Source organism: Paenibacillus sp. MAEPY2 (assembly GCF_000499205.1).
Lineage (GTDB): Bacteria > Bacillota > Bacilli > Paenibacillales > Paenibacillaceae > Paenibacillus > Paenibacillus vandeheii.
On the sequence record NZ_AWUK01000053.1, the window covers coordinates 26,455 to 37,263 of the forward strand.

A 10,809-nucleotide genomic window follows, 5' to 3' on the forward strand; every position below is an offset into this window, starting at 1 on the left:
ATCTTGACCCTACTTGCCCTTGGGCAGCTCCAACAATTCATCCAAAGTTACGAGCTCATACCCGCGGTTTCGCAGCTCCTCGATGACTTCAGGCAACGCCTCAATAGTACCATTTAATATCGATCCGACCCCGCCTCCTGCATGTTGCAGAACAATGGAACCAGGTTTGACGGCAGACAGGATGTTTTGTTTGACTTCCTTTTTGGAGAGGCCCTTCCAGTCCAGGGAATCGACGTTCCAGTTCACAATGCTGTAATGTTGTTTGGCCGCCCATTGCAGCTGCTGCTCGTTAATGTCGCCATACGGTGGACGAATCATTTTGGGTGTGTAACCTACCAGATTGCGAATAATATCCCCGGTATGTAAGATTTGTTTGCGAAATGCATTCATGGATAGCTTACTGAACTGGGGGTGATTGTAGCTGTGATTGCCAACAATATGCCCTTCCTTCACCATGCGTTTCACCAAATCCGGATGTTTCTCAGCGCGATGTCCCACGATGAAGAAGGTAGCCCGTACCTTGTATTTTTTTAAAATATCCAGCACTTGAGGGGTGAACCGCGGATCAGGTACATCATCAAAAGTCAGTGCAACCTTTTTTGTTGAAGGGCCATTGGTTTTGAACGTATCCGCATATTTCTGTCTGAGCTGTCCCAGTGTCAGCTGTTCCTCTTCGGAAGAATCAGACTTCGAAGCAGGTTCGGTTTGCGGGCTTGTAGATGCCCATATCTGAGCAGGGGCGTAACTTCCTCCCAGAAGAATGACCATGATGGATAACATGATGAGGCGTATACGCATGTTAGTGCCTCCTTTTCCCAAATTGCGTTGTCTTTGGTATGCCCGAGGTGATCCGTATTTATGCATGATGTGAGATGTTTCATTGTTGATTCATTAAATTGTAGCCATAATTCCACCATATATATTACATATAGAAAAGGACAGGTGGAGCAGGATGAATACATACGATTTAAATTCCGTTCGTTTAAAGGTGATTGAGGCAGGGGAAGACAAAGTGTTTATGGTAACTGGAGGAAGATCACATATTGGGGCGGTAGCAACATTTTATCCGGACCGGGAACGGGTGAACGGGGCTACGGTGCATATCCCTGGGCATAAAGAACAAGAGCTGTGCGAGAGACTTGCACGTAGGGCTTCCTTGTATTTAAAAGTAACCGTGACTGTGATTATGGGCATTCACTTTGATGCCATTACGCGAATGCAGATTGATGAGATTGTGCAGACTGCAGAGAAGCTGCTGGATGAAGAGCTGTTGGGCCAAACCGGTCCACTGATCCAATAGCTCCATGTAGGTTAAGTAGCTAAAATCGTTTTTTATGATTTTTTTGTTAAAATTGAAACGAGTAGAACATTGCCACGTATGTATGATTATATACAAGGATGAACTATCGACTAGGAGGAATACCATAATGTCCATTTTCAAACGATTGCGCGATTTAACGATGTCTAACATTAATTCCATTATTGACAAGGCAGAAGATCCAATCAAGATGACGGATCAATATATCCGGGATATGCAGGAAGATCTGGAAGATGCGGAGAAAGCTGTTGCCGCACAGATTGCCATTGAGAAGAAATTCAAGCAACTGTTCGAAGAACAGGAAGCTCTCGTGAAGAAACGTGAAGAGCAAGCACATACAGCTGCGCGTGCACAGAATATGGATCTGGCCCGTCGGGCACTGGAAGAGAAAAAAGTCGCTGAAGAGAAGATGGCTGAATACAAAACAAGCTATGATCAAAATAAAGCGTCTGCAGATAACCTTCGTGGCAAGCTGGATGAAATGCGCAAACAATTGACGCAAATGAAAAATAAACGCGAAACATTGGTTGCGCGCTACAATGCAGCAAAAGCTCAAACCGAAATCAACAAGGCACTGAACGGATTTGGTTCAGATACTGCTAGTGCCGGCATGAAGCGTATGGAAGAAAAAATGATGCAGATGGAAGCTCAGGCTGAAGCCAGCAATGAAATGTCGTCCAAAGGAAAATCGCTGGATGATGAGTTTGAGAAACTGGGCAAGGATCAGGCTGTTGAGGATGAACTGGCAGCGTTGATGAAGCAATACGAAAATAAGAACTAAACCTTGTATGTAAGCAGGGCACCAGCGGAGGAGAGACCAGCGTTTCTCCTTCGCTTTTAATTGCGGTTCATGTTGATATGTGGGGGCTATGTAAATGGATTTGAACATTTTGGCAATGCTGGTCTGGACGTTATCGGGTTCGGTTTTGCTGTTTGTCTTGATGTATGTGGATTCGTTGTTCACGAAGTATAAGGATTTTGCCGAAGTGAAGGCGGGCAATATGGCCGTTACGACACGTATGGTAATGAAGCTGTTTGCTCAGGGTTATGTACTTGCTACCTCCATTTCGACAGCGGGTCACCTTGGAGAAGCGTTGTTGGTATCCGTAGTTTCATTTATTATTTTGCTTATTCTGGAGAGTGTGGTTCATTATATGATTCGGAGATGGGCGAACCTGGATCTGGATACGGGAATACAGCAGGGCAAGACAGGTTATGGGTTGTTCTCGGGTGCACTTCATATCGTGGGCGCATTAATTATTGCAGCTTGTTTATAAGATAAAGAACAGGAGTAATGGGCATGAGTGTGTGGAAACGGATTAAAGGAATACTAGCCAAACCTGAACCGCCCCAGGCAGAGAAAACAATGCTTCAGCTGGTACCTGGTGATATCTGTGAGGTTTCGCTGGTTACTTATGAAGTTGTTGGGCGGGTACATCATCGAGCACGGAATGCGGCTGTCCTCACGTTGCAGGATGGTACGGCAATCCGACATTTGCATATAGAAGAACGGGAAATGACCCGGTATGCCCTCTATACACCAATTGATGGTCGTCTTGATGCACCGGATGAGGTGCCTACGTTGCTGGATCTGGATGGACGTGCGTATCATCTGGAGGAAGAATACGGAGGAATGGTAACCACTACTGGCAGGACACCCTATGGTCAGGCTGGAGAACAATTAGTGTGGCAATATCAGTCTGATGATAACATGCTTTTGCGTGTGGAGTGGCAAGACAGAAGATTTACGCTGTATGAGGGTGAGTCCATTCTTCCTGCGGATATCAAAGTGATTCGTTCGAGCTAGGAGAGGTTCCAATGAAAAAGCGCTTGGCACATGGATTAAAATTAATGCTGGTCCTCAGCCTTGTGATGTCGCTGCTGTCCGCGTGCGGAGCACCTTCCGTTCAGGACACATACCCGCTTGAGTCGGTCAGCGGCAGTGGTAACACGACATCCTATGTGTACCGAGCTGCCGATCGTACCGTTCCAGAGGTCGCTCAGGAATTATCTGAACAGCGGAAGCCGGATCAGATCTCGGCGGAAAATACAGAGCGGATGTTCCTGGTATATCAGGACCAGTATTATCATTTGCAGCAAGACCCGAATAAAGCGGAAGACACCTTGGTTGAGGTGGATTCCAAGGAATATGTTCGGCAGAATTATGATTCGTCCTTTTTGCAAGGGTACTTAACCGCAACATTAATCGGTAGCTTGTTTGATTCTTTTGGGGGCAGCGGGTCTGGTAAGTATCGGGGATACACGAATAAAGACACGTACAAACCGAGTGCAGGTTCCTATCGAACACCGACGAGCAGCGATAAAAAGGTTGCGCCGCCCATTACAGTTGACCGTAAGGGGTCGATTACCCGGCGAGGCAGCGACAAGGATTCGAGCGTAGGCTCCGGTGGCGGATTATTCAGCCGAAATAAGGAGCAAAGCAAAGGCACAATTGATCGCAATAAAAGCAGTGGTGGCCTTGGCGGATTATTTGATTCACCGAAGAGCTCTTATAAAAAGCCCAAAACGAGGGTTGGGGGCGGCCGAATTATGAGGCGTAGATAGTACTACTCATAAGCGGCGGTCCGCAATATTAATTATTCACAGAAGAACAGTGAACAGGTAAAGTGGAGCGAGCACTGCCACTGCAATATTACCTTGGCAGCTGTTCTTTTTGTTTTACGATTTGCGGACATGATGGGACTTTCGCACACGAGGGATGGTTGTAGCCGGTTGTTTGCGAATCCAGCGGATATAAGGAGCGATGCGCTCATCTTGCCTCAGTGCCTGCACGTCAGTTAAACCGTAGGTTATTATATCGCGATTGGTATATAGAGAATGAATTTGTTTATGGCAAGGGATACAAAGATTAGCCGTAGGCATGTGCGTTCCGCCCATTTCTTTGGGTGTCAGGTGATGGATTGTTGTCTCGACAGGTTCCCTGCCACATAATTCGCATCGTTGGTTCATAAAGAGTCAGCTCCTTTTCTCGTACATATTATGGGCTGTCGATTTGACTTTCATGTGGAACGTAATGGGGGAGTACTTGTCACAACCTGGCTTTCGGGCTACACTTTCTAAAACGATCAAATGTCACGGGGGGTTCGAACACCATTGAAAATAAATTCTCATTCAACTGATATGACAACTTCGAAATTTAACCGTACAGCTATACAAGTCCCAGATGCTCAGGCTAAAGTTGCTGCTCATGTCAGTTCAGGTTCAGTAGAAAAAGTAACACTTGAGCAAGCACATGGTCGAACGCTTGCGGAGTCGATTTTTGCTCCCCATCCTTATCCCTTCTTTCGTCGCTCCGGAATGGATGGCTTCGCAATTCTAAGCTCGGATACAATCGAAGCATCCAGCGAGCAGCAGATTTGGCTTCGTATCATTGATGAAATTCCATGCGGGTATACATCGGATCAACGGATTATATCCGGTACAGCTGCCCGGATTATGACAGGAGCTCAGGTACCGGAAGGTGCAGATGCTGTTGTTATGATGGAAATGACTGAAAGTAAAGAAGAGCACGGGGAACAATGGATTTCCTTGAAGCGCCATATTCAGCCGGGTGCCAACATTACGCCAATAGGATTGGAAGTTGTTGAGGGACAATTGCTGCTTGAAGCAGGAGTGATCATTCAGGCAGGTGAACAATCCGTGCTGGCAACATTCGGTGTAGGCCAAGTTCCTGTATACAAACGACCGAAGGTAGCCATTTTTGCAACAGGTACAGAATTGTTGGAAGTGGACGAGCCGTTGCAGCCAGGACGTATTCGGAACAGTAACAGTTATATGCTTCGTTCTCTGGTAGTTGAAGCGGGGGGCGAACCAGTTATGTATGGTTCAATCGCTGATAATGTGAATACTGCACGTACGAAGCTTGCGGAAGCACTTGAACATAATGATATGGTGGTCACAACAGGCGGAGTATCCGTAGGAGATTATGATATTATGGGAGACCTGGTTCGGGAAGGGAATATGGAGATGCTGTTTAACAAAGTAACCATGCGTCCCGGCAGTGTTACAACGGCTGCTGTGGTCAATGACAAGCTGCTTTTTGCACTTTCGGGCAATCCTGGAGCTTGTTTTGTGGGCTTTGAGTTGTTTGTTCGGCCAACGATTCGTTCGATGCAGGCCGATGCTCGTCCATATTTGGAAGAATGGACAGCCATATTGGATGATGACTATACCAAGGTCAACAATTTTACACGATTTGTACGCGGACGGACAGAGATACGTAACGGAATGGTGTATGCTAAACCTTCTGCCTCGCGTGTGGACGAATCCAGTGTCATGATTACCATTAAAGATAGTGATTGCCTGATCGTTGTTCCGCCCGAGAAAAAAGGGATTCCTGCCGGTGAACAGGTTCGAATTCTCAGACTTCCCACGGGTCATGTCAGGTAGGCATATATGACTGAAATAAGCAGCATGCCGTATATCATGCAGATTGTTGGGTATAAGAACACAGGCAAAAGTACCTTAATTGCTGCGCTTACCCGGTACCTTACCTCTACTGGACGAAGTGTAGCTGTAATTAAACATGATGGACATGATCATTTTGAGATGGATCACGAAGGAACCGACTCCTATAGCTTTGCTCAGGCAGGGGCCGAAGCGGTCGTTGTTATGTCGGAGAAACGCACAGCACTGATTGAACGACGAGCGGCTCCGCTGGAAGATATGCTGAATTATCTGTCAGCGTACGACTGGATTCTTATTGAGGGATACAAGCAAGCTCCTTACCCCAAATTGGTCATGGTCCGAGAAGAGAATGACCTCTCTCTGGTCGAAACGTTACAGGGTGTAATCGGGATTATCTCATGGCTAACGCGTGACAAGATAGAATATACAGGGCCAAAAGAGAACTGCGTTTGGCATTCTGTTCATGAGACAGAACATGTAGCAAGATGGCTGATCTCGCTTGAACATGATAAAGAGAAAAGAAAATTGTGACGAATGAAATATTATGTAAACTAAAATGAAAATGAGATGGAATGTAACGAAACAAAACGATAATGCTCACTTTTTTTATGCGAATGAATGAAAATAAAGAAGCGATCCTTAACAGGACATTTCCTGGAAGAATCGCTTTTTTAAGTTACCTTGTAAGGAATCAATCCATGCTTGAGCAGTTTAAGTAAATTGAGTTACATACCCTCATCAGTGCGACGTTCAATTGCTTCAGACATCGTTTTATCCGTGAGATGCGCGTAAATTTCGGTCGTTTCCGTAGAGGCGTGTCCAAGCTGTTCTTTCGTTTTATAAATATCATTTTGCAAATAATAGTCAGTCGCAAAAGAATGGCGCAATTTATGCACAGTCAGGTACGGTTTGCCGAATTGCTTGGCATACTTCATGATCATAGCCTGTATGGCCCGTTTAGTCATTCGACTTCCCTCGGATTCTCCATTGCGAAGAGCGATAAACAACCCTTTTTCCCGTTTGGGTGTACGGTAACGTGACTGGCGTAGATTGATATAGGTTGCAAGTTCATCCTTGGCTTGTTCTCTAAAATACACGGGCGTTTTAAATGTCTCATCATTATTACCTTTGCGATATACATACAGCAGCTTATTATTCAGATCCAGATCATCCACGTTCAGGTTCACCACTTCAGACACGCGCAGACCCGAATTCAGAATAAGGCTGGCGATGCAGGCATCCCGTTCTTTGTTTAGCTCATGCGAGTAAAGAGCCTGTTTGTTCTTTTCCATATCTACCGCATATCCCTCAAGAATATATCCAATAAACTCCAATAGCTCTTCTTCTTCCAGAAGTTTACCCTTTAATTTTGCTGCTGTATCTTTGGGTTTATGAGTACGTTTGATCTCAATCTTCGCCATAATGTTTCGTTTCAGCAGTGGGTAGAAATCTTCATCTTCCGCAATCTGACTTAAATAATGAAAGAGAGAACGAAGGGAAGAAAGCTTGCGGGAAACCGTGATTCTGGAGTTCGCTCCTTCACGCTTGGTGGTCAGAAACAAACGATAAGATGTCACTGATTCCATTCGAAGTACTTCCAGCTCAGTCAATGTTACTTCCTTGTTGGAGCTGGCCACGGATAATCCTTCTGCGCGCAACCAGCCAAAGAAGGCTTCATAATCTCTTAAATATTCAAGCAGAGTAGAAGGAGATAAATCGGGTAATTTATAGTCAATGAATTGCTGAACGAACCAGGGCATGGAAGGTAGTTTGTCATCCAGCTTTCGTCGGTCAATCTCTTTTTGCACATTGGTCAAGTTCGGCACCCCCATGTTAAAATATTTTCTAAAATATGCTATATCTCAGTGTACCATATTTATATCGTAACAGCCTGTTCGCGGAACCGGCATAATGCAGATTCATGCTTCCTTGCCCTTGTGGCTGTAAAGCTTTAAAGTATGAATTATAAGTAGAGCAGAGGAGGTGAACCGGATGAATATAAAAATAGAGCTGGTTCCCCGGGAACGCAGTCAGGTGATTCGGCATTTAATGCAATTTTATCTGTATGATTTTACCAAATATTTGAATATTGACGTGGATAGCAATGGTATTTTCCCGGAATATCCTGGATTGGACGCGTTCTGGTCAGAGGAAGACCGCAAGTTCCCTTTTTTGATTACAAGTGATGCGGCACCGGCTGGATTTGCATTGGTAGAGCGTTGTGAACCAGGCAGCAAAGATAATGACTACTATTTGACGGAGTTTTTTGTAATGCAGAAATACCGACGTAGTGGAGTGGGTACCCGAGCAGCGTATGAGTTGTTTGAACGGTTTCCGGGAAGGTGGAAAGTAACCCAGGTACGCAACAATGTCATTGCACAGGCCTTCTGGCGAAAAATCATAGGGGAATATACAGGAGGCCGTTTTCGTGAGAAATTTCATCCGGAACTGGGGAACCCGAGTCAGTTTTTCGTAACCTGATTCAACCGATCAATTCCGTGTTCGAGGAAATAAGTAAGTTGAAAGAGTGGGTGTAATATCCAGCATAAGGGTAATACATACCGAAGGGGATTTGTACTATATATACTTTCATTATCTGTACCCAATTCACGAAGCTCGGAGGAGATTATCCATGGAACTGCGTAATTACGGAAACACTGGCATGAAAGTAAGTACACTTGGGTTTGGTGGAGCGGAGATCGGCAAGAACGTATCCAAAGCAGATGTAGAAACATTGCTTAACAGTGCGTTGGATGCAGGGTTAAACGTCATTGATACGGCTGAATGCTATGGGGATAGCGAAGAGTTAATCGGAGATGTGCTCTCACATCGCAGAGACGATTATTATTTGTTTACCAAATGTGGACACGCCGCTGGGGTAGAAGGTCCCGATTGGGATGCCAAAGTATTAGAGCAAACGATTGACCGTAGTCTTAGAAGACTAAAAACGGAATACGTTGATGTGATTCACCTTCATAGTTGCACCGAAGAAGTACTTCGGCAAGGAGCGGTCATTGAAGTGCTGCAGAGAGCCAAGGAGGTTGGGAAAACAAGGTTTATTGGATATAGCGGCGATACGACGGATGCTCTTTATGCGATACAGACAGGCGTGTTCGACAGCTTGGAAACATCGCTGAACATTGCCGATCAGGAAGCCATTGATCTGACGTTGCCTGAGGCGAGAAAGAGAAATATGGGTGTCATTGCCAAACGCCCTATTGCCAATGCGGCATGGACGTATGACTCGCTTCCCGAAGAAGCATATGCATTTGTATACTGGAAACGCTTAAACGAACTTGGCTATAATTTTTTGAGCGAAGATGCACAAGCAGCAGTTGAAACCGCATTACGTTTTACGCTCAGTACAGACGGTATAGACACGGCTATTGTGGGTACAGCCAAGCCCAACCGCTGGCAGCAAAATGCCGATCTTGTCGCCAAAGGTGCGCTGACTAAGGAGTTATATGATGAGATCAGGGAACGCTGGAAAGAAATTGCGGGAGCTGATTGGACTGGACGAACTTAATCCATTTGGTTGGAAAATAGCTTGAGATTTTGTCAAAGTCGCCACGGAGGCGGCTTTTTTCTTTGCAATAACCTTATATTTTCATTATATGAAAAATTCACAACAACAAAATACACTGGTTATGTCCACTTGGAGCGCATTCTTCCTTAAGATTTTGCCCCACGAATGAAGGGAAATTTACTTATGTAGCTTCAAATGTCAACTCGCTGTCTTTAAACAATATATTATTATTTCATTATATGAAAAATTCATAATAGAAAAATCAATTTACTCTCCCTAGCTCATACCTGCAATTCCACTACGTCATCTCACCAACATGTTACAACGAACTGCCTTATCCTCAGCTTCATGTCAACTGATTTGTAGTTAATATTGCAAGGTTAAGTACAGAAAGAAACCTTAGAGGGGCTCTGCGCCCCGGTGGATTGGTTAGGTTCATAAGCTTAGAGCGATTTATAATCACGAATAATGACCTCTATTACATGCTTTCCCCAGTTCGAGGCTTCCGAGCCTTGTTCATTCCAATCGTAAGAGATGAGTGCTTTCCACAAAGCCCATCCACGTGCACGATCAACCGTATCCTGGTCAACATTCATACAGTTTAGAAATATCTTGCGACTTACATCATCAAAAAAGTTCCATGCCATCACCAGATCACTTGAAGGATCGCCCACGCCCATAGTTCCAAAATCAATGACCCCGCAAAGTCGCCCCTTTTGCACGAGCAGATTGCCTACTGCAACATCACCATGCAGCCATAAAGGTGCCGCTTGATATTTCGTTGCAAGGGCAAGCTCCCATATTTCTGTCATGAGCTTAGGATCGTATTGGCCGGATATCTTCTCAATGACGGTCCTAGTATCCGTATCGTAAACCGCCAGGTTCCCTCCACGATGAAAGTTTTGAATGCCTGCTGGTATGCCGTGACTTGCATCAATGGCTTCTAATTCTCTCAGAAATCTAGCGAGGTCTTCGGCAAATGCACCTAAATCGAGTACGTTGGCAGACGAGACAGTTTCGCCCTCAATCCATCGGTTGATGGACCATGGAAGGGGGTATTCATTCGAAGGTTCACCTTGTGCAATGGGAGCAGGAATGGGCAAGGACAGGAGAGGCTTGAAAACAGTGAGCCACTTCAGTTCTTTTTCTACAGCAGAAGCGTAACGTTCGTGACTCGGTAAACGAACCGTCATTTCGTCTCCCAATCGATAGGTACGGTTATCGTGCCCGCTTTTTTCTACGGGGATTATCGCCAAGCCTTTCCATTTTGGAAATTGACGATCAATTAATTGCCGAACCAGTTCAATCGTAATTTCAATCATGTGCTCGCCTCATTTTCTATAAATGGTTGGGTCGTAATCGATAATACATAAATTTTAAAAATTTGTCTTGATTGAATCAAAGGGGAAAAATTGTACAATACGAAGGAGAGGACCCGATCCTAGAAAGTTGCCAGAAAACCGCTTGAAATCCGCCCAAAATGGCGGGTTTTTTAGTTGCTAAAAGCATTGTTGTGAGTGTAATATCACAGGTTTTT

13 protein-coding genes are annotated in these 10,809 nt (G+C 45.0%); 9 read left to right on the top strand and 4 right to left on the bottom strand.

Features of this window, described 5'->3' with window-relative positions:
- Positions 1-9: 9 nt before the first annotated feature.
- Positions 10-798: a polysaccharide deacetylase family protein gene (locus tag P364_RS0131665; protein ID WP_024634015.1), complete on the bottom strand. Its 789-nt coding sequence runs from the start codon at positions 796-798 to the stop codon at positions 10-12.
- A 154-nt stretch (positions 799-952) separates the two neighbouring features.
- Here P364_RS0131665 and P364_RS0131670 point away from each other — a divergent pair, with 154 nt between their 5' ends.
- From P364_RS0131670 to P364_RS0131690, 5 genes are all read left to right on the top strand, one after another.
- Positions 953-1,300, top strand: a complete 348-nt coding sequence (locus P364_RS0131670) for a prenylated flavin chaperone LpdD (RefSeq protein WP_024634016.1) — start codon at positions 953-955, stop codon at positions 1,298-1,300.
- A 127-nt stretch (positions 1,301-1,427) separates the two neighbouring features.
- Positions 1,428-2,099, top strand: a complete 672-nt coding sequence (locus tag P364_RS0131675; RefSeq protein WP_024634017.1) for a PspA/IM30 family protein — start codon at positions 1,428-1,430, stop codon at positions 2,097-2,099.
- A gap of 94 nt (positions 2,100-2,193) precedes the next feature.
- Positions 2,194-2,595, top strand: coding sequence for a DUF350 domain-containing protein (locus P364_RS0131680; protein WP_024634018.1), 402 nt, complete (start codon positions 2,194-2,196; stop codon positions 2,593-2,595).
- A 23-nt stretch (positions 2,596-2,618) separates the two neighbouring features.
- A complete protein-coding gene (locus tag P364_RS0131685) occupies positions 2,619-3,125 on the top strand; it encodes a DUF4178 domain-containing protein (RefSeq protein WP_024634019.1) in 507 nt (168 codons plus the stop codon).
- Between the two features lie 11 nt (positions 3,126-3,136).
- On the top strand, positions 3,137-3,883 hold the full coding sequence (locus tag P364_RS0131690) for a DUF4247 domain-containing protein (RefSeq protein ID WP_024634020.1): 747 nt from the start codon (positions 3,137-3,139) through the stop codon (positions 3,881-3,883).
- A 114-nt stretch (positions 3,884-3,997) separates the two neighbouring features.
- On the opposite strand, the gene P364_RS37100 is transcribed toward P364_RS0131690, so the two are convergent.
- On the bottom strand, positions 3,998-4,288 hold the full coding sequence (locus P364_RS37100; RefSeq protein WP_081718258.1) for an HNH endonuclease: 291 nt from the start codon (positions 4,286-4,288) through the stop codon (positions 3,998-4,000).
- A 171-nt stretch (positions 4,289-4,459) separates the two neighbouring features.
- Here P364_RS37100 and P364_RS0131695 point away from each other — a divergent pair, with 171 nt between their 5' ends.
- The gene (locus P364_RS0131695; protein WP_029881455.1) at positions 4,460-5,728 is read left to right on the top strand and encodes a molybdopterin molybdotransferase MoeA; all 1,269 of its coding nucleotides are present in this window, start codon (positions 4,460-4,462) and stop codon (positions 5,726-5,728) included.
- A gap of 6 nt (positions 5,729-5,734) precedes the next feature.
- Complete coding sequence (gene mobB / locus P364_RS35790) at positions 5,735-6,277, top strand: molybdopterin-guanine dinucleotide biosynthesis protein B (RefSeq protein ID WP_024634022.1); 543 nt, start codon at positions 5,735-5,737, stop codon at positions 6,275-6,277.
- 194 nt (positions 6,278-6,471) lie between these two features.
- On the opposite strand, the gene xerS is transcribed toward mobB, so the two are convergent.
- Positions 6,472-7,563, bottom strand: coding sequence for a tyrosine recombinase XerS (gene xerS, locus P364_RS0131705; RefSeq protein ID WP_024634023.1), 1,092 nt, complete (start codon positions 7,561-7,563; stop codon positions 6,472-6,474).
- 175 nt (positions 7,564-7,738) lie between these two features.
- Between xerS and P364_RS0131710 the strand changes: the two genes are divergently transcribed.
- Positions 7,739-8,227 (top strand): GNAT family N-acetyltransferase, encoded by a 489-nt coding sequence (locus tag P364_RS0131710; RefSeq protein ID WP_024634024.1) that lies wholly within the window; start codon positions 7,739-7,741, stop codon positions 8,225-8,227.
- A gap of 151 nt (positions 8,228-8,378) precedes the next feature.
- A complete protein-coding gene (locus P364_RS0131715; RefSeq protein WP_024634025.1) occupies positions 8,379-9,272 on the top strand; it encodes an aldo/keto reductase in 894 nt (297 codons plus the stop codon).
- Between the two features lie 443 nt (positions 9,273-9,715).
- Here P364_RS0131715 and P364_RS0131720 read toward each other — a convergent pair whose 3' ends face one another.
- Positions 9,716-10,594 carry an aminoglycoside phosphotransferase family protein gene (locus P364_RS0131720; RefSeq protein WP_024634026.1) on the bottom strand — a complete coding sequence of 293 codons (879 nt, stop codon included), beginning with the start codon at positions 10,592-10,594 and terminating at the stop codon, positions 9,716-9,718.
- Positions 10,595-10,809 lie beyond the last annotated feature (215 nt).